Genomic DNA, 16,891 nt, shown 5'->3' with positions numbered 1-16,891 from the left:
AAAAGAGCTAACCAGGTTAGCTCTTTTTGGTATGTTTTTTATGCAAAATGAATTCTATGCTCGGCTTTCTTTCAACTGTTCTGCCTTTCCACTTACACTCCGGTTCGTCGATACATCCACCAGCCTGTGCAATATCAGCATTTGGTATGCATTACATAGGAGCAAGGGAACCACAATAAATATGGTTGCAGCATTCACATCAATACGTAATACGCCGATCGTCTCCACTATGGAGACGGCAATCATGAAAAAGAGTGTAGGTACGAGCGCAGAGATATGAGTCAACTTTACTTTAACGTAAGCGGTAACAATTGCAGCTGCCAAAATAATGATACCTAACACAATATCCGATATGCGCTCCCGGTCTCCCCCAACAAACAGGCGTAAAAACATCACGTCAAGCAGGGCTAACACCGTTAGTACAATCTGCACGATCTGCCAACCGCGCTTTGGAAATACACCTTTACCCATATAATTCAATATCAGATATGCAAAGAAACCCATTTGTGAATACACGCTGATCATAACCCCTGATCCAAATAAGATCAAAAGATACAGAAGAAAATCATTCAATCCATTTGTTTTCTCCCCGTTCACCAGCATCATAATCAATCCTGTACCCAATGCTCCCGCGGCCCCAATAAGCAAGGCTGTCCAAAACAGGAAAAACCATCTACGTAAATTCAAATGTTTTCCACCCCCGAGTGTTTATTTTACCAACCTTCTCAGCAAAAAACCATCATTGCTCAACATATTTCCCCCTTTCCCATCACATACTACATCCAGTATCTAATCAAGGAGGGATTGTACACATGAAACGGCCTTTGTGGCAGCTATGCTGTGTCGTACTGGGGCTATCCGTCATGCTTGCCGGCTGCGGTTCAGATCAGAGTTCTTCGCCTCCTCAGGGCAGTTATAAAGAGATGAAAACAATGGTTGTAGATATTTTGAAAAGTGACGAAGGCAAGAAAGCGGTGGAAGAAGCTCTTACAGGTCAAAGCTCATCCAGCGGAAGCAGCGGTTCTGAAGAAGGTGGCGGTTCGGGTGGTGCTTCAGGATCCATTGGTATGAAAATGTTAATGCCTGTGCAATCTTCGGAACAAATACGTATTGCAGTAAAAGATACCATCACAGCTCCCGAATATAAGAAGGAATTCGAAAAGATCATGACCGATCCGCAGTTTGCGGGTGAATTTGCCAAAGTGATCAACGCACAAAGTAAACAACTTCATATGCAATTGATTAAAGATCCCACATATCAAAAGTCTGTTGAAGACATCATGAAGTCACCTGAGGTATCCAAGATGTTCATGGATATGACGAAGACTCCCGATTATCGTAAACAGACGATGACTGTCATGCAGGAAGTGATGCAAAACCCGTTGTTCCGTATGGAAGTACTCACTTTGCTTAAAAAGGTTGTGCAGGAGGAATTGCAACCCAAAGTAGAAAGTGGCGGACAACAGGGGCAAGAGCAAGGCGGACAGCAAGAGGGTCAGGGCGAAGGTGGTGGTGATGGCGGCGATGGTGGAAGCAGTGGAGATTCGGGCGGCGGATCATAAACAGTAGGTGTTAATACGCACCACAGATACTGAAAAGCCTGCATCCAAATGGACGCAGGCTTTATTTGTATTTATAACACTCATACCATTAGAATTTGGATTCAATGGACCGGGCAACTTCATCGTAGATAGCCCCTATACGGGATTCAGCTTTGTATACAGATGGTGAGAAATCAGGCTCGGAAGGATGATTATCCGGCGTGCCTAATGGAATCTGGGCAAGCAGGCTTGTATGCAGACTTTCCGCAAGTCTTCCCCCGCCTCCACGACCAAAGACATAATCCTTCTCTCCGCAACTGCCACACTCATAGTAAGCCATATTCTCAACCACACCAAGTAACTCATGATCGGTCTGAATAGCCATCGCACCCGCTCGTGCTGCGACAAAAGCTGCTGTTGCATGTGGCGTGGTAACGATGATTTCCTTACTCTGTGGCAACATCTGATGCACATCCAAAGCAACATCTCCCGTACCTGGTGGCAAATCCAGTAATATATAATCCAATTCGCCCCACTGGACATCCGTAAAGAACTGACGTAGCATCCGACCTAGCATGGGTCCACGCCAGATTACCGGGTTGTTCTCCCGAATAAAGAAGCCCATCGACATGACTTTGACGCCAAAACGTTCAACCGGTTGAATAACACCATCTTCAACGACCGGATATTCTTCAATCCCCATCATGTCGGGTACACTGAAGCCATAGATATCCGCATCAATTAAGCCCACTTTCTTGCCTTGACGTGCCAAGGCTGCAGCCAGATTAACGGTTACCGTTGATTTACCAACGCCACCTTTACCACTGGCCACAGCAATAAAACGAACACCTGAGTCAGGACTTAACAGCTCATGTCCATCCAGACCCGCTGCGTGACCTTTTACGAGCACTTCGTCCCGATCTGGCTCATTATCGGGTTGTCCCATATTCAGGCTCTCACGATCATGCTCAGAAGCTGCACGCACACGAATATGTACATCCTTCAGTCCGTGCTGGGACAACAGATTACGCGCTGCATCACTCAAAGCTGTTGTATCCTCAGGTCGATTTTCCAGTGTCACTATGGTCAGAGCCACATGATTTTCTTTCACCATAATATCTCGAAACCATTCCAGTTCGGTCAGACTTACTCCCAATTGTGGTTCTTGTAATGGCTGTAATAGTTCAAGTATCTGTTCTTTTGATAACATCAGACAGCACCTCAGCTTTATCTATTGGCATGTAATTAGGTATGCTGATCCAATTATATCATTACCTTTCTTGTTCTGACTAACTTTTAGGCCGTTCTCCTGAGGAATATCTGAGAATTCCATTATAGATCGATGCAGCTACCTTGCGTTGATAAGCTTCGTCAGCAAGCATACGTGCCTCTTCCGGATGAGAAAGGAAACCCACTTCTACCAGCGCTGAAGGGATCTTCAGAGCCTGTAACAGATAAACCGTATTCACCGTTTTGGCGATTCGATCTGTATTCTCCAGATTACGAACCATCTCTTGTTGAAGCAAATTAGCCAAACCTTCGTTATCCGGATGGTTAGTTGTATAGAAAACCTGCGCTCCACTCCATCGGTTGGATGGGACACTGTTCATGTGAATGCTGATAAAGAGATCTGCTTGCTTATCCTCTATCCGTCGTACTCTTTGTTTCAGATCTTCCGTCTTGCGTTTGGAGTACCCCTTGGTGTCCGATTCCGCCAAATCAGTGTCTATTTCTCGTGTCATAACCACTAAGGCCCCTGCCTGTTGCAAATAATCTCTCACATACAGGGCGATAGACAGGTTGATATCTTTTTCAATAACCCCCTGTTTACTTACCGCTCCTCCATCTGGACCTCCGTGTCCTGCATCAATGGCAATGACTTTACCCGCCATCGGCAAACTCCAATAACCTGACGTCTTAGCGGAAGGCAGTTCATAGGACATTACCGCCACTAACATGGCCAGTAGACAGAGACTCAACATGACCCTTTTGATTGTTTTTAGCCTAATCCAGACTACAAAGTGTTTCCCCATATTTTTACGCATAAAAAAACCACCTCGTCCCTATAAATGACTCTAATCATCTATATGGGACAAGATGGACAATTATACCGCTAGGAGCGGACTTGCTCCGCCATTCCTTCAATCAGCACCTCAGCTACCTCAGGACGTGTAAATTCAGGTGGAGGGCACTGGCCGTCACGGAGCAACCCGCGTACTTTGGTGCCGGAAAGCGCCATATGATGTTCTTTATCATGTGGGCAAGTTTTGCTGGATGCCATGTTTCCACATTTGGTACAGAAGAAACTATGTTCGAAGAACAACGGAGTAATCCCCAGTTCCTCTGCTGTAAAGTTAGTAAAGATCTCCTGTGCTTCATATGTTCCATAATAATCACCAACACCCGCATGGTCACGACCAACAATAAAGTGGGTACACCCGTAATTTTTGCGAACCATCGCATGGAAAATAGCTTCACGTGGACCGGCATACCGCATGGCTGCGGGGAACACACCAAGAAACGCACGATCAGCCGGGTAATAGTTCTCCAGTAATACCAGATAACTCTTCATCCGAACATCTGCAGGTACATCGTCCGACTTCGTCTCTCCAACAAGCGGATTCAGGAAGAGTGCATCTACAATCTCCATAGCGCTCTTCTGAATGTATTCATGAGCCCGATGGACCGGATTACGTGTCTGAAAACCAACTACGGTCTTCCAACCCTTCTCCTGAAAAATCTTCCGGGTATCTGCAGGATCATAATAGAATTCCTCAAATTTCGAAGGTTTTGGACGGTTCAACACTTGGATTGGACCTCCTACGTATGTTGCAGGACGCTCCAACAGTTTTTTAACGCCCGGGTGCTCGGGATCATCTGTTTTGAATACACGCCGGGCTTCTTCACCCTGATCCACCTGGTATATACTTTGGACTTCGAGCAATCCATAAGTGACTCCATCTTGGTCACCAACAAGTTTCACACGTTCACCAATCTGGAGGGATGCGGCTTGTTTATCGTCAACAGCAAGTGTAATCGGTATACTCCAGACTGTTCCATCGGCGAGACGCATGCGAGACACCACCGAAAGGTAATCTTCCTCATTCAAGAAACCTTGAAGTGGTGAGAACGCACCTACACCAATCAGATCCAAATCTGAAATCGTCCAGGTATTAATAAGCAAAGAGGATAAGTTATTACTGTCTTGCAACAATTGCTCCCGTTCTTCTCCTTGTACGATACGCTGAACCAGCGTACCTCCATGAGGCAGAATCGATGTCATCTTGTCAGCTCCTTGTATATCTATTATTTATGAAGGCCACATTCCGTTTTATCATTACCAGACCAGCGTCCAGCACGAGGGTCCTCACCAGGCATAACCTGACGTGTACAATGCTCACAACCAATACTTGGGTAGTTCTGATCATGAAGAGGGTTATATACAACGTTATTGTCACGAATATATTGCCATACATCCTCAGTCGTCCAGTGAGCAATCGGATTAAACTTCATCAGGCCAAATTTGGAATCATATTCAACCTTCTTTGAGTTTGCACGAGTTGGTGCTTGATCTCTGCGGATACCTGTAATCCATGCATCATACTGAGAAAGAATACGTGTTAACGGTTCGACTTTGCGAATGTTACAGCACCCATTGGGATCAGACTTCCACAACTCTTCACCGTGCTCAGCTGCCTGCTCTTCTGGAGTAATCTTAGGTGACACACGTACAAATTCAAGGTTGTAGTTCTCCTGCATCTTATCACGTGTTTCGTATGTTTCTTTAAAGTGAAAATCTGTATCCAGATAAAAAATATCTGTGGATGGGCTGATTTTCTGCACCATATCTACAAGTACAACATCTTCTGCACCAAAGCTACATGCAAAAGTGATATTTGGGAATGTTTCAATAGCATACCGAATAATATCCTCTGGACTGGCATGTTCCAGTTCCTCTGCCTTCGTCCGTGCCAAATCTTCTTTCTCCAACAAGTTCATCTGTGAATTTCCCCCATTCTGCATTTCAATACACCTAAAGCCGACTAATCTAATATGAATTATGTTTAGTATAAATCTTTCATTGGGGATGTCAATGCCTGCCATATGGTAAAATAAATCAGTTTTTGACCCTTTTTGATTGCCGCTATTACACAATATTTTGGTTCAATTTATCCATTTCTCTGTTAATGAGATAAAAACAATGATATTGGCCCAGGTCATTAGACAGGTAAAAATACATCGCTTAGCCTGGGAAACCTTTGCTGTTACTGGGTTTGGACAGTTCTTGTCGTCAAGAACAACATCAAAAAATCACTGGGCGATTGAAGTTGAAGGAAGAAAAGCTAAAGTTTTAAGGGGAGCAGCTTTGCGGATTTTAGCTGTTGATATGTAAGGGACTTTTATCGTTTCCATAAGAAATACTGATAAGGTTTGCAATAAAGAATTAAGTGCAAAAACATTAAGCCTAGTGTATTCAAAAAATCCGGCGTGAGTTCTAATCGATGATTTTATAGGAGCTGTTATAAAATGTGTGGTGAGCGATGGGTGAGAGCGTAAGAGCAAATTCAATGATATAAACGATTAGAGAGGTTCAGTAAGATGTAGATGTATCAACGTACATATTATAGGACTGTATTGAGGGACATTAAGAGCACAATGCAAAGGCAATGAAGGAAAAATGCACAAGCACGGGGAGAGACATCAGAGATATGAGAGCTATCGCACAAACTAATATAATATATGGCGTAATATTCATGAATATAAAAAAAAGCCTTTGACCGAGGCCAAAGGCTTTTAATATTAACGTTTGGAGAACTGAGGTGCGCGACGAGCCGCTTTAAGACCGTATTTTTTACGCTCTTTCATACGTGGGTCACGAGTCAGGAATCCTGCTTTTTTCAGGGATGCACGGTATTCCGGATCTGCTTTGAGCAGAGCGCGGGAGATACCATGACGGATTGCGCCGGCTTGACCGGAGATTCCGCCACCATGAGCAATAACAAGAACGTCATAGTTGTTGAGCGTTTCTGTCAAGTTCAGTGGTTGTTTTACGATCAGTTTGAGTGTTTCCAAACCGAAGTATTCATTAATATCACGTTTATTGATGACAATGCGTCCTTCACCCGGTACAAGGCGAACACGTGCTACCGAATGTTTACGACGACCTGTCCCATAGTATTGTACTTGTGCCATGAAACTGTCCTCCTTTTAATTAACCGCGAAGTTCGTAAACTTCTGGTTTTTGTGCTGCATGTGGATGCTCAGTGCCTCTGTACGCTTTAAGTCTCAACTTCATTTTCTCGCCCATGCGAGTTTTAGGAAGCATACCGCGAACAGCCAATTCCAACATACGCTCAGGTTTGTTTTTAACCATCTCTTCAGCTGTAGTTACTTTCAAACCACCTGGGTGCATTGAGTGACGGTAGTATTTTTTACCTTGCATTTTCTTACCAGTCAATACGATTTTCTCAGCATTGATGATAACAACGAAATCGCCAGTGTCCACATGTGGAGTGAATTGTGGCTTGTGTTTGCCGCGAATCAAAGCTGCTGCTTCGCTCGCCAAACGTCCGAGGGTTTTGCCTTCAGCATCAATGATGTGCCATTGGCGCTCAACTTCGTTAGGCTTCGCCATGTACGTAGTACGCATGAAAAGTTCCTCCTTAAAATGTTCAAAATCATCATTTTCATTTATCTTCGTTCGTTAAGTTATAACTTTAGGTGTTGATGGATTGTAAATTTGATGTGAAACTCTTAATTGGGGCTGTGGGAAAGCCATTAAGAAAACACAACTTTTATATTACATGATAGGCGATTAAATCGCAAGTGTTAATTAAGCTTTTCACTCACCAAATTCAATCTTTTTTGTATTCAAGATCCCAGAGCATTAAACCGCAGCTAACTGCAGTAGGTCCTGCAGCAGATCGATTACATGCAGCAATCATATTTGGTACATCAGAGGCTTTCCGTTTGCCCTCTCCGATCTCCAGCAGTGTCCCTACAATGATACGAACCATATGCTGCAAAAAGCCGTTACCACTCACATAAATGTGAATGACACCCTGATCGCGCGGATGGTCTCTGCACATTGATCGGTCCACTTCCATCCATGCTTCGTACACCGAACGGACATGATTCTCTTTCTGAGACTTGCGTGAAGCAAAAGAGGTAAAATCATACGTCCCTATGAAATGTCGTAAGCCCTCCTGCATTGCCATAATATCAAGCTTCGCATGATGATGATATTGCAGTCTTCTGTTGAATACATCCGGAAATTGATTCGCATTGACTGTATAACGATACGTTTTCTTTTTCGCTGCATAGCGAGAATGAAAATCAGCCGATACTTCAATCGCATCAATAACGACAATATCGGAGGGTAATCTGGAGTTGAGTGCAATACACCAACGTTCAATCGGGATCTGGGACTCCGTAGGAAAATTGAAGATTTGTCTGCGGGCGTGAACACCTGCATCTGTTCGGCCTGAACCTGTAATTTTAACCTTCTCACCGGTTAAAGCACGAATCGCATCTTCAAGATGATCCTGAATGGTATTCCCACCCGGCTGTACTTGGAAGCCGTAATAGGCAGTGCCATCATAAGTTAACGTCATACATAAGTTTCGCATTAATACCACACCTTTGTTCCATACTATACATATCCCTATCCCGAACAGCAAAAGAAGCCCCTTACGGAGCTTCTATTACAGCACGAATTCCGAAATGAAGAGAAAAAAAGGGTTAATCCAGAATCGTTGATTCTGTCCCCTTTCCTCATCTCATCTGTTTTACGCGCGGTCTACCAGTTCCAAGTAAACCATTGGCGCTGCGTCACCACGACGAGGTCCCAGTTTCAAGATACGAGTGTATCCACCTGGACGCTCAGCGTAACGACCGGACAATTCGCTAAACAGTTTTTGGATTGCATCTTGCTCACCATCGATAGTTTCGCGGCGAACATAAGCTGCCACTTGGCGACGGGCATGAAGATCTCCCTTTTTCGCTTTAGTGATCAGTTTTTCAGCAATAGAGCGAACCTCTTTTGCTTTCGCTTCAGTTGTCTGAATGCGTTCGTATAAGAACAGGTCGGTTACCAGGTCACGGAACAAAGCTTTACGTGCGCTGGAATTACGGCCCAACTTTTGGTATGCCATTGTTTTCCCTCCTTCACTTCAAGCACTCGGCTGTCTATTCTTCTGTACGGAGTCCCAAACCAAGTTCCTCAAGCTTCTCTTGAACTTCTTCCAAAGACTTGCGTCCGAGGTTACGGACTTTCATCATGTCTTCTTCCGTTTTCGTAGTCAGCTCTTGCACGGTATTAATACCGGCACGTTTGAGGCAGTTGTAGGAACGAACAGAGAGATCCAGCTCTTCGATCGTCATTTCGAGTACTTTTTCTTTTTTGTCTTCTTCTTTTTCGACCATGATTTCTGCATCTTTCGCTTCGTCTGTAAGACCCACGAAGAGCATCAAATGCTCAGTCAAAATTTTAGCGCCGAGGCTTACAGCCTCTTCAGGACGAATACTTCCATCAGTCCAAACTTCCAACGTGAGCTTGTCATAGTTGGTCACTTGACCGACACGCGTATTTTCCACAGCGTAGTTAACGCGACTGATCGGGGTGAAGATGGAATCGACTGGGATGACGCCGATCGGCTGGTCATCGCGTTTATTCCGATCTGCCTGGACGTAGCCGCGACCGCGATTGGCAAAAATACGCATGTGAAGTCTCGAACCTGGTCCGAGCGTAGCAATGTGCAAATCCGGATTAAGGATTTCCACATCGGAGTCAGCACGGATATCTCCAGCCGTAATTGCTCCTTCGCCTTCAGCATCAATCTCGAGCACTTTCTCCTCGTCTGAATGAATCTTAAGCGACAAAGCTTTCAGGTTAAGAATAACCTCCGTTACATCTTCCATTACGCCAGGAACTGTAGCAAATTCATGCAGAACGCCATCGATTTGAACCGAAGACACTGCCGCACCCGGCAGTGACGAGAGCAAGATTCGGCGAAGCGAGTTTCCAAGCGTCGTACCGTATCCGCGCTCAAGCGGTTCTACTACGAATTTCCCATAGGTGCCATCATCGTTGACGTCTACCGTCTCAATTTTCGGCTTTTCGATTTCAATCACTGCAATACCCCTCCTTCAAAACGTCGGTCCTCTATGAAACATTTACCTTCTCTTGCGAAAACATGTAGTAGTATGCCTAAACAACCATTATTAGCAGATTGTGCCGGAAATATACCACACGCAGGGGCAAATCTCATTAGACACGACGACGTTTTGGAGGACGGCATCCGTTATGCGGGACTGGAGTTACGTCTTTGATCAGGTTAACTTCAAGACCAGCAGCTTGCAAAGAGCGGATCGCTGCTTCACGGCCTGCGCCTGGTCCTTTAACCATAACCTCAACGGCTTTCATCCCATGTTCCATTGCAGCTTTGGCAGCAGTCTCAGCAGCCATTTGTGCAGCAAACGGAGTCGATTTACGGGAACCTCTGAATCCGAGGCCGCCGGAGCTTGCCCACGAAATTGCGTTTCCGTGAGGATCCGTAATAGTAACGATAGTGTTATTGAAAGTGGAACGGATATGCGCCACGCCAGATTCAATATTCTTACGGTCACGACGTTTAGTACGTACGACTTTTTTCGGTTTAGCCATTTTCTCTTATCCCCCCTTATTATTTCTTCTTGTTCGCTACTGTACGACGAGGACCTTTACGAGTACGAGCATTCGTTTTCGTACGTTGTCCACGAACAGGCAGACCACGACGATGACGAACTCCACGGTAACAACCGATCTCCGTCAAACGTTTAATATTCAAAGAGATTTCTCGACGCAGGTCACCTTCTACTTTGACCTCTTTATCGATACTTTCACGCAATTTGCTGACTTCATCTTCCGTCAAATCACGAACACGAGTGTCCGGATTGATGCCTGTTGTGCTCAGAATTTTCTGGGAAGTCGTTTTACCGATTCCGAAAATATAAGTCAAGGCGATCTCAACGCGCTTATCACGTGGCAAATCCACACCAGATATACGTGCCATTTTACGCTACACCCCCTTCTTTAACCTTGTTTTTGTTTGTGTTTCGGATTTTCACAGATAACCATAACATTCCCTTTGCGGCGAATGACTTTGCACTTTTCGCAAATCGGCTTGACCGAAGGTCTTACCTTCATGTGAATTACCTCCTCAAAGTTTTGCTAAGCAAAACCCTCTTCGTAAGCATTGACCTTGTTCTACTATTGTAAAACCGGCTTCGAAGCTTTCGCAAGTTTTGCCGGGCAAAACCCGCTACATAAGCTTCACAGTTCATTGCAACTGTCTACTACTATTTACGGTAAGTTATGCGACCTTTTGTTAAATCATAAGGCGACAACTGAACAACTACTTTGTCTCCAGTCAGGATACGGATAAAGTGCATCCGCAGTTTTCCGGAAACGTGAGCGAGAATTTGATGACCGTTCTCAAGCTCAACCTTGAATGTTGCATTCGGTAGCGGTTCGAGAACCGTACCTTCCACTTCAATGACATCTTCCTTAGCCATTAGTCAGTCTCCTTTCTCTTCAGCTTGAATGTTGGTGGATTCCAGAAATGAATGAACCGCGTAACGGAGCTTTCCATTTGTCACCCGACCACTCTCGTTTAAACTGTTCACAACCTCGCTGCTAATCATGGGCTGGAGCTCAAGATGAAGAAGATTCTTCTTCTTTGGTTGATCAAACTTACGTTTGTCTCCATCCGCAATATATACGAACTTACCGTCCGCTATAGCAACAATTACTGCGGCTTGGTCCGCATTGCGGCCTTTACGGATCTTCACAAGTTGACCGAGCTGCGGATTAGACTGACTGTTCATGCCTCATCACCTACGCATTCAGTTTTGTGAAAATTTCCATACCATCTGGTGTAACTGCTACGGTGTGTTCAAAGTGTGCACATAACTTACCATCAACCGTGACGACAGTCCAGTTATCTTCCAACGTTTTCACATACCGTCTACCTACGTTAACCATCGGCTCTATGGCCAGCACCATGCCCGCTTTAAGCCGTGGTCCCCGATCGGGAAGACCATAGTTCGGAATCTGTGGTTCTTCGTGCAGATCTGCGCCTATGCCGTGACCGACATATTCACGAACTACGGAGAACCCTTCATCTTCAATATATTTCTGAATTGCATGAGATATTGTAAACAAGCGAACGTCCGGTTTTACCAGCGCCAGACCTGCGTATAACGAAGCCTCGGTAACGTCCAGAAGACGACGGGCTTCTTCGGAAATACGGCCGACCGGATAAGTCCAGGCGGAATCTCCATGATACCCCTGGTACTGCGCGCCAATGTCAAACGTAACGATATCGCCCTCGTTCAACTTGCGTTTGCCGGGAAATCCATGTACCAACTCTTCATTGACTGAAGCGCACACACTGGCAGGGAAACCGTTATAACCTTGGAAAGACGGCACAGCTCCTTGACTGCGGATATATTGATCAGCCATATGGTCAAGTTCTCCAGTCGTAATACCGGGAGCGATATGCTCTGCCAAGAGACGATGCGTTTCCGCAACAATTCTCCCTGCTTCCCTCATCAAGCCCAGTTCCGTTTCGGACTTACCAATGATCATCAATTAACCTCTCAGTAAGGACACGATTTCTTGAGAAACTTGATCGATATCCTGTTCTCCGTTCATTTGACGAAGAAGACCTTTAGTCTCATAGAACGTGAGGAGTGGTGCTGTTTTGTTGATATACTCGTCCAGTCGTGTACCTACACTCTCTTCATTATCATCAGAGCGTTGATACAACTCACCAGCGCATTTATCACAAATACCTTCCTGCTTAGGCGGATTGAATACCACATGATAAGTGGAACCACAGTTTTTACAAATTCGACGACCCGTCAAACGAGCGAGCAATTTGTTGCGATCCACTTTCAGGTTGATTACATGATCGAGACCTGAGTTCAATCGATCCAGAATGCCATCGAGCGCTTCTGCTTGCGAAAGGGTTCTTGGAAATCCGTCCAAGAGGAAACCTTCTCTGCAGTCAGGCTGCTGCAAACGTTCTTCAACGATGCCAATGGTTACATCATCTGGTACAAGCAATCCTTGATCCATATATTCCTTGGCTTTCATGCCAATGGGAGTTCCCTGTTTGATCGCGAGACGAAATGCATCGCCTGTTGAAATATGGGGAATACCGAACTCTTTCACGATGACGTCTGCTTGCGTTCCTTTTCCTGCCCCCGGAGGGCCCATGAATAGGATGTTCACGTTATGTCACTCCCTCCAAGACTACCCTACATCAACAAACAGCACAATAGGTGCCGGCAAGTAAATCTTCACTCGACCGGTACCTATTGCCTATTTATTGATAAAACCTTTGTAGTGGCGTTTGATCAATTGGCTTTCGATTTGCTTCATCGTATCCAGCGCAACACCGATAACGATCAGGAGGGATGTTCCTCCAATTTGCGCAGATTGAGGCAAACCAGACAGTGCCCCCAAGATTACAGGCAGAACGGAAATGACTGCCAAGAACATGGCACCGGCCATTGTCAAACGAGTCATGACACGGGTCAGATATTTCTCGGTTGCTTTACCCGGGCGAATGCCTGGGATGTAACCGCCGTTCTTTTTCATATTATCAGCCATCTGCTGTGGATTCATCTGTACGAAAGTATAGAAGAATGTGAAACCGAAGATCATCACGACATACAACAACATACCCAGAGGCTTGTGTGTAGTCAGGTTCTGTCCGATCCACTGTGCCCAAAGGCGATCTGCCCAGAAGTTGGCGATGATCGTCGGGAACATCAACAGCGATGATGCGAAGATGACAGGGATAACACCTGCTGCATTAATTTTCAGCGGGATATGTGTATTCTGTCCACCGTACATTTTGTTACCTACGACACGTTTAGCGTACTGTACCGGAATTTTCCGAATCGCCTGCTGAATGTAAATGACCCCTATGATGATCAACACAATAACAATTGCGATGATAACACCTTTAAGAATATTCATAAACAGTTGGTCAGGTTGAATGAAGTCGGATTCGATCGTTTGTTTGATAATGTTAGGCACCGTAGATAGGATACCCGCAAAGATCAAGATCGAAATCCCGTTTCCTATGCCCTTCTCGGTGATCTGCTCACCAAGCCACATCAGGAATGAAGTACCGGCCGTAAGTACAATCGCGATCAAGATATAATCTGCAAATGTAGCGTTAGGAATCATGTCTGTATTGTACAAGCGGTTGAATCCGATCGACGTACCAAACGCTTGAATCAATGCCAGGCCAATCGTTAAATAACGGGTCAATTGTGCAGATTTCTTCTTACCTTGTTCACCTTGCTTTGCCCACTCCGCTAATTTAGGAATAACGTCCATGGAAAGCAACTGTACTATGATAGACGCAGTGATGTAAGGCACGATCCCGAGCGCAAATATCGAGAACTGGAAGAGCGCTCCACCCGAGAACGTATTGAGAAGTCCAAAAACTTCTTTACCCGCAGAATTTGTCGCTTCGAACACGTCTTTGTTAACTCCCGGTACGGGAACAAAGGAGCCGATGCGGTAAATGATCAGTACAAAAAGGGTAAATAATACCCTTTTGCGCAGATCTTCAACCCGCCAGATATTCTTTAGGGTCTTGAACATTAAATCACCTCGGTTGTACCGCCGGCAGCTTCAATTTTCTCAATAGCAGATTGAGAAAACTTGTTAGCTTTAACAGTCAGCTTCACAGTGACATCACCGTTACCCAGGATTTTGATTCCGGATTTAGCGTTTTTAACTACGCCGTTCGTCATCAAGAATTCTGGAGTTACTTCAGTACCCGCAGCAAAACTGTTCAGGTCTTCAGTATTCACAACTGCATATTCTTTGCGAGTTGGGTTTACAAAACCACGTTTTGGCAAGCGACGATACAATGGATTTTGTCCACCTTCGAAGCCTGGACGTACTCCACCGCCAGAACGAGAATTTTGTCCTTTGTGACCGCGACCTGATGTTTTACCTGTACCACTACTTGGACCGCGACCAAGACGTTTACGTTCTTTGCGGGATCCAGGAGATGGTGAAAGCTCATGTAACTTCATCGTTCGTTGCACCTCCTTAAAGATTTGTGGGATTAACCCGATATTAAGCTTCTACTTCTTTAACAGCAACCAAGTGGCTTACTTTGTTAATCATACCACGGATGGCAGGATTATCGTTTTGTACCACTTTGCTATTGATTTTGCGCAAACCCAATGTTTTCACAGTTGTTCTTTGCGTCTCCGGACGTCCGATCAAGCTGCGGACGAGGGTAATTTCTAATTTAGCCATGAGAATTCCCTCCTTAACCCAGAAGCTCTTCGACGGATTTTCCGCGCAGTTTAGCCACGTCTTCAGCACGCTTCAAACGGGACAAACCTTCCAAAGTCGCATTGACCATGTTCATGGAATTCGAAGAACCCAGAGATTTTGTCAAAATGTCACCTACACCAGCAAGTTCGAGAACCGCACGTACAGGACCACCAGCGATAACACCAGTACCTTCAGATGCTGGTTTCAACAGCACGCGTCCTGCGCCGAACTTACCTGTTACCAAGTGAGGAATCGATGTTCCTACGAGTGGAACGTGTACAAGGTTTTTCTTAGCGTCTTCAATACCTTTGCGAATTGCATCAGGTACTTCGCCCGCTTTACCGATACCAGCTCCAACCCAGCCGTTGCCGTCGCCGACTACAACCAGTGCGCTAAAGCTGAAACGGCGTCCGCCTTTTACTACTTTAGCTACGCGATTAATATTTACAACTCTTTCAGTCAGTTCCAAAGTATTCGGATCTACACGCAAGTCGTTAACCTCCTTTTGAAAAATATCTTAAAACTCAAGTCCTGCTTCACGAGCCGCTTCAGCCAATGCTGCGATACGACCATGGTACAGATAACCGCTACGGTCAAATACGATGTTGGAAACACCTTTGTCTTTCGCACGTTTAGCAACGAGTTCGCCAACTTTACGAGCTGATTCAACAGATGCACCATTTTTGATGTCAGTGCTCAATTCTTTGTCTACGGTAGACGCGGAAGCGATTGTTACACCAGCAACATCATCGATGATTTGAGCATACATATGTTTACCAGAACGGAATACGTTCAAACGAGGACGTGCTGCCGTTCCTTGGATTTTCTTACGAACACGAAGGTGTCTTTTCAGACGAGCCTTATTTTTATCTGGTTTCGTAATCATCTCAAAGATTCACTCCTTTCAGGTTACCTCGCTGGCTTCAAAGCAGAAGCCACGGGGTATATTAGAAACACACGAAGCAAGCAAGCCGAAAGCCGCGCAAAGGCGGTAAGAGAAATCTTATTTCTTCTTACCGGCTTTACCTTCCTTACGGATGATACGCTCGCCTTCATATTTAATACCTTTACCTTTGTACGGCTCAGGTTCACGTACGGAACGGATTTTAGCAGCGTAAGCACCTACACGCTCTTTGTCAATTCCGCGAACGATGATTTTTGTATTCGAAGGTACTTCGAATTCGATTCCCGCTTCCGGTGTAATTTCAACCGGGTGAGAGTAACCAACGTTCAGAACGATTTTATCTCCGGATTTGCTTGCACGATATCCGACCCCAACCAATTCCAGAGATTTCGCGAATCCTTCAGTAACGCCGCTCACCATATTGTTTACAACGCTACGCGTTGTGCCGTGCAAAGAACGGTGAGTTTTGTTATCGGAAGGACGCACAACTGTGATTTCGTTATTTTCAACTGTAACCTTCATGTCTTTATGAAGCTCACGAGTCAAAGTTCCTTTAGGTCCTTTTACCGTAATAACGGTGTTGTCCAGGGTGATGTCTACACCACTTGGTACTGTGATTGGTTTGCGACCAATACGAGACATATGTTGCACCTCCTATCTTGTGACGTTATATTACCAAACGTAGCAAACGACTTCTCCGCCGGATTTCGATTGACGAGCTTCTTTGTCCGTCATGATACCTTTAGATGTCGAGATGATCGCGATTCCCAGGCCACCAAGTACACGAGGTACTTCGTTGCTTTTCGTGTAAACACGAAGACCAGGTTTACTGATTCTTTTCAGACCAGTGATAACGCGCTCGTTATTTTGACCGTATTTCAGGAAAACACGGATAATCCCTTGTTTGTTATCATCGATAACTTCAGCGTCACGGATGAAACCTTCACGCTTCAGGATATCGGCGATTTGTTTTTTCATTGTTGAAGCAGGCATTTCTACCGTTTCGTGACGAACAGTGTTCGCGTTACGAATACGAGTAAGCATATCTGCAATTGGATCAGACATAGTCATTGTGAGTTAACCTCCTTC

General features: G+C 45.1%; 26 protein-coding genes. 2 read left to right on the top strand and 24 right to left on the bottom strand.

Features of this window, described 5'->3' with window-relative positions; translation table 11 throughout:
- Positions 1–54: 54 nt before the first annotated feature.
- Positions 55–687, bottom strand: a complete 633-nt coding sequence (locus tag MKY28_RS29855) for a KinB-signaling pathway activation protein (RefSeq protein ID WP_340937761.1) — start codon at positions 685–687, stop codon at positions 55–57.
- A gap of 125 nt (positions 688–812) precedes the next feature.
- Here MKY28_RS29855 and gerD point away from each other — a divergent pair, with 125 nt between their 5' ends.
- Positions 813–1,562 (top strand): spore germination lipoprotein GerD, encoded by a 750-nt coding sequence (gene gerD, locus MKY28_RS29850; protein WP_076254717.1) that lies wholly within the window; start codon positions 813–815, stop codon positions 1,560–1,562.
- 88 nt (positions 1,563–1,650) lie between these two features.
- On the opposite strand, the gene MKY28_RS29845 is transcribed toward gerD, so the two are convergent.
- From MKY28_RS29845 to MKY28_RS29830, 4 genes are all read right to left on the bottom strand, one after another.
- A complete protein-coding gene (locus tag MKY28_RS29845; protein ID WP_340937759.1) occupies positions 1,651–2,751 on the bottom strand; it encodes an Mrp/NBP35 family ATP-binding protein in 1,101 nt (366 codons plus the stop codon).
- Between the two features lie 79 nt (positions 2,752–2,830).
- Positions 2,831–3,586, bottom strand: a complete 756-nt coding sequence (cwlD, locus tag MKY28_RS29840; protein WP_036607212.1) for an N-acetylmuramoyl-L-alanine amidase CwlD — start codon at positions 3,584–3,586, stop codon at positions 2,831–2,833.
- Between the two features lie 68 nt (positions 3,587–3,654).
- Positions 3,655–4,824: a sulfate adenylyltransferase gene (sat, locus tag MKY28_RS29835; RefSeq protein ID WP_047841118.1), complete on the bottom strand. Its 1,170-nt coding sequence runs from the start codon at positions 4,822–4,824 to the stop codon at positions 3,655–3,657.
- A gap of 23 nt (positions 4,825–4,847) precedes the next feature.
- Positions 4,848–5,540 (bottom strand): phosphoadenylyl-sulfate reductase, encoded by a 693-nt coding sequence (locus MKY28_RS29830; protein ID WP_076320297.1) that lies wholly within the window; start codon positions 5,538–5,540, stop codon positions 4,848–4,850.
- A gap of 202 nt (positions 5,541–5,742) precedes the next feature.
- On the opposite strand from MKY28_RS29830, the gene MKY28_RS29825 reads away from it, so the two are divergent.
- Positions 5,743–5,934, top strand: a complete 192-nt coding sequence (locus MKY28_RS29825; protein WP_076329932.1) for a hypothetical protein — start codon at positions 5,743–5,745, stop codon at positions 5,932–5,934.
- Positions 5,935–6,341: 407 nt separating this feature from the next.
- Here MKY28_RS29825 and rpsI read toward each other — a convergent pair whose 3' ends face one another.
- From rpsI to rpsH, 19 genes are all read right to left on the bottom strand, one after another.
- Positions 6,342–6,734 carry a 30S ribosomal protein S9 gene (gene rpsI, locus MKY28_RS29820; RefSeq protein WP_017692105.1) on the bottom strand — a complete coding sequence of 131 codons (393 nt, stop codon included), beginning with the start codon at positions 6,732–6,734 and terminating at the stop codon, positions 6,342–6,344.
- A gap of 19 nt (positions 6,735–6,753) precedes the next feature.
- Positions 6,754–7,191 (bottom strand): 50S ribosomal protein L13, encoded by a 438-nt coding sequence (rplM, locus tag MKY28_RS29815; RefSeq protein WP_024633564.1) that lies wholly within the window; start codon positions 7,189–7,191, stop codon positions 6,754–6,756.
- Positions 7,192–7,396: 205 nt separating this feature from the next.
- Entirely contained in the window at positions 7,397–8,170 is a 774-nt protein-coding gene (gene truA / locus MKY28_RS29810) for a tRNA pseudouridine(38-40) synthase TruA (protein ID WP_076216861.1), read from the bottom strand.
- Between the two features lie 159 nt (positions 8,171–8,329).
- Positions 8,330–8,695, bottom strand: a complete 366-nt coding sequence (gene rplQ / locus MKY28_RS29805) for a 50S ribosomal protein L17 (RefSeq protein WP_017692102.1) — start codon at positions 8,693–8,695, stop codon at positions 8,330–8,332.
- Between the two features lie 34 nt (positions 8,696–8,729).
- A complete protein-coding gene (locus MKY28_RS29800) occupies positions 8,730–9,674 on the bottom strand; it encodes a DNA-directed RNA polymerase subunit alpha (RefSeq protein WP_017692101.1) in 945 nt (314 codons plus the stop codon).
- Between the two features lie 136 nt (positions 9,675–9,810).
- Positions 9,811–10,206 (bottom strand): 30S ribosomal protein S11, encoded by a 396-nt coding sequence (gene rpsK, locus MKY28_RS29795; RefSeq protein WP_017692100.1) that lies wholly within the window; start codon positions 10,204–10,206, stop codon positions 9,811–9,813.
- A 19-nt stretch (positions 10,207–10,225) separates the two neighbouring features.
- Positions 10,226–10,594 carry a 30S ribosomal protein S13 gene (rpsM, locus tag MKY28_RS29790; protein WP_036607200.1) on the bottom strand — a complete coding sequence of 123 codons (369 nt, stop codon included), beginning with the start codon at positions 10,592–10,594 and terminating at the stop codon, positions 10,226–10,228.
- A gap of 20 nt (positions 10,595–10,614) precedes the next feature.
- On the bottom strand, positions 10,615–10,728 hold the full coding sequence (gene rpmJ / locus MKY28_RS29785) for a 50S ribosomal protein L36 (RefSeq protein WP_003333770.1): 114 nt from the start codon (positions 10,726–10,728) through the stop codon (positions 10,615–10,617).
- Positions 10,729–10,880: 152 nt separating this feature from the next.
- On the bottom strand, positions 10,881–11,096 hold the full coding sequence (gene infA, locus MKY28_RS29780; protein WP_017692098.1) for a translation initiation factor IF-1: 216 nt from the start codon (positions 11,094–11,096) through the stop codon (positions 10,881–10,883).
- Between the two features lie 3 nt (positions 11,097–11,099).
- Positions 11,100–11,408, bottom strand: a complete 309-nt coding sequence (locus MKY28_RS29775; protein ID WP_036607194.1) for a KOW domain-containing RNA-binding protein — start codon at positions 11,406–11,408, stop codon at positions 11,100–11,102.
- 10 nt (positions 11,409–11,418) lie between these two features.
- A complete protein-coding gene (gene map, locus MKY28_RS29770) occupies positions 11,419–12,171 on the bottom strand; it encodes a type I methionyl aminopeptidase (protein WP_076320288.1) in 753 nt (250 codons plus the stop codon).
- Positions 12,172–12,174: 3 nt separating this feature from the next.
- Positions 12,175–12,819: an adenylate kinase gene (locus MKY28_RS29765; protein ID WP_036607188.1), complete on the bottom strand. Its 645-nt coding sequence runs from the start codon at positions 12,817–12,819 to the stop codon at positions 12,175–12,177.
- 90 nt (positions 12,820–12,909) lie between these two features.
- The gene (gene secY, locus MKY28_RS29760; RefSeq protein ID WP_017692094.1) at positions 12,910–14,208 is read right to left on the bottom strand and encodes a preprotein translocase subunit SecY; all 1,299 of its coding nucleotides are present in this window, start codon (positions 14,206–14,208) and stop codon (positions 12,910–12,912) included.
- On the bottom strand, positions 14,208–14,648 hold the full coding sequence (gene rplO / locus MKY28_RS29755) for a 50S ribosomal protein L15 (protein ID WP_017692093.1): 441 nt from the start codon (positions 14,646–14,648) through the stop codon (positions 14,208–14,210). Before rplO ends, secY begins: the two co-directional genes overlap by 1 nt.
- A 43-nt stretch (positions 14,649–14,691) precedes the next feature.
- Positions 14,692–14,877: a 50S ribosomal protein L30 gene (gene rpmD, locus MKY28_RS29750; protein ID WP_017692092.1), complete on the bottom strand. Its 186-nt coding sequence runs from the start codon at positions 14,875–14,877 to the stop codon at positions 14,692–14,694.
- A 13-nt stretch (positions 14,878–14,890) separates the two neighbouring features.
- The gene (gene rpsE, locus MKY28_RS29745) at positions 14,891–15,388 is read right to left on the bottom strand and encodes a 30S ribosomal protein S5 (protein ID WP_017692091.1); all 498 of its coding nucleotides are present in this window, start codon (positions 15,386–15,388) and stop codon (positions 14,891–14,893) included.
- Between the two features lie 27 nt (positions 15,389–15,415).
- On the bottom strand, positions 15,416–15,784 hold the full coding sequence (gene rplR / locus MKY28_RS29740; protein ID WP_017692090.1) for a 50S ribosomal protein L18: 369 nt from the start codon (positions 15,782–15,784) through the stop codon (positions 15,416–15,418).
- 117 nt (positions 15,785–15,901) lie between these two features.
- The gene (rplF, locus tag MKY28_RS29735) at positions 15,902–16,444 is read right to left on the bottom strand and encodes a 50S ribosomal protein L6 (protein WP_017692089.1); all 543 of its coding nucleotides are present in this window, start codon (positions 16,442–16,444) and stop codon (positions 15,902–15,904) included.
- A 30-nt stretch (positions 16,445–16,474) separates the two neighbouring features.
- Positions 16,475–16,873, bottom strand: a complete 399-nt coding sequence (gene rpsH, locus MKY28_RS29730) for a 30S ribosomal protein S8 (RefSeq protein ID WP_017692088.1) — start codon at positions 16,871–16,873, stop codon at positions 16,475–16,477.
- Positions 16,874–16,891 lie beyond the last annotated feature (18 nt).

This window comes from Paenibacillus sp. FSL R5-0473, from assembly GCF_038004565.1.
In the GTDB taxonomy this organism is placed as follows: domain Bacteria; phylum Bacillota; class Bacilli; order Paenibacillales; family Paenibacillaceae; genus Paenibacillus; species Paenibacillus amylolyticus.
This window is presented reverse-complemented; position numbering and strand designations above follow the sequence as displayed.

Bases quoted from the DNA above. Each gene is read 5' to 3' on its own strand.
- gerD (WP_076254717.1), top strand. From the start codon at position 813: ATGAAACGGCCTTTGTGGCAGCTATGCTGTGTCGTACTGGGGCTATCC.
- MKY28_RS29845 (WP_340937759.1), bottom strand. From the start codon at position 2,751: ATGTTATCAAAAGAACAGATACTTGAACTATTACAGCCATTACAAGAA.
- cwlD (WP_036607212.1), bottom strand. From the start codon at position 3,586: ATGCGTAAAAATATGGGGAAACACTTTGTAGTCTGGATTAGGCTAAAA.
- sat (WP_047841118.1), bottom strand. From the start codon at position 4,824: ATGACATCGATTCTGCCTCATGGAGGTACGCTGGTTCAGCGTATCGTA.
- MKY28_RS29830 (WP_076320297.1), bottom strand. From the start codon at position 5,540: ATGAACTTGTTGGAGAAAGAAGATTTGGCACGGACGAAGGCAGAGGAA.
- MKY28_RS29825 (WP_076329932.1), top strand. From the start codon at position 5,743: ATGATATTGGCCCAGGTCATTAGACAGGTAAAAATACATCGCTTAGCC.
- rpsI (WP_017692105.1), bottom strand. From the start codon at position 6,734: ATGGCACAAGTACAATACTATGGGACAGGTCGTCGTAAACATTCGGTA.
- rplM (WP_024633564.1), bottom strand. From the start codon at position 7,191: ATGCGTACTACGTACATGGCGAAGCCTAACGAAGTTGAGCGCCAATGG.
- truA (WP_076216861.1), bottom strand. From the start codon at position 8,170: ATGCGAAACTTATGTATGACGTTAACTTATGATGGCACTGCCTATTAC.
- rplQ (WP_017692102.1), bottom strand. From the start codon at position 8,695: ATGGCATACCAAAAGTTGGGCCGTAATTCCAGCGCACGTAAAGCTTTG.
- rpsK (WP_017692100.1), bottom strand. From the start codon at position 10,206: ATGGCTAAACCGAAAAAAGTCGTACGTACTAAACGTCGTGACCGTAAG.
- rpsM (WP_036607200.1), bottom strand. From the start codon at position 10,594: ATGGCACGTATATCTGGTGTGGATTTGCCACGTGATAAGCGCGTTGAG.
- rpmJ (WP_003333770.1), bottom strand. From the start codon at position 10,728: ATGAAGGTAAGACCTTCGGTCAAGCCGATTTGCGAAAAGTGCAAAGTC.
- infA (WP_017692098.1), bottom strand. From the start codon at position 11,096: ATGGCTAAGGAAGATGTCATTGAAGTGGAAGGTACGGTTCTCGAACCG.
- MKY28_RS29775 (WP_036607194.1), bottom strand. From the start codon at position 11,408: ATGAACAGTCAGTCTAATCCGCAGCTCGGTCAACTTGTGAAGATCCGT.
- map (WP_076320288.1), bottom strand. From the start codon at position 12,171: ATGATCATTGGTAAGTCCGAAACGGAACTGGGCTTGATGAGGGAAGCA.
- secY (WP_017692094.1), bottom strand. From the start codon at position 14,208: ATGTTCAAGACCCTAAAGAATATCTGGCGGGTTGAAGATCTGCGCAAA.
- rplO (WP_017692093.1), bottom strand. From the start codon at position 14,648: ATGAAGTTACATGAGCTTTCACCATCTCCTGGATCCCGCAAAGAACGT.
- rpmD (WP_017692092.1), bottom strand. From the start codon at position 14,877: ATGGCTAAATTAGAAATTACCCTCGTCCGCAGCTTGATCGGACGTCCG.
- rplR (WP_017692090.1), bottom strand. From the start codon at position 15,784: ATGATTACGAAACCAGATAAAAATAAGGCTCGTCTGAAAAGACACCTT.
- rplF (WP_017692089.1), bottom strand. From the start codon at position 16,444: ATGTCTCGTATTGGTCGCAAACCAATCACAGTACCAAGTGGTGTAGAC.
- rpsH (WP_017692088.1), bottom strand. From the start codon at position 16,873: ATGACTATGTCTGATCCAATTGCAGATATGCTTACTCGTATTCGTAAC.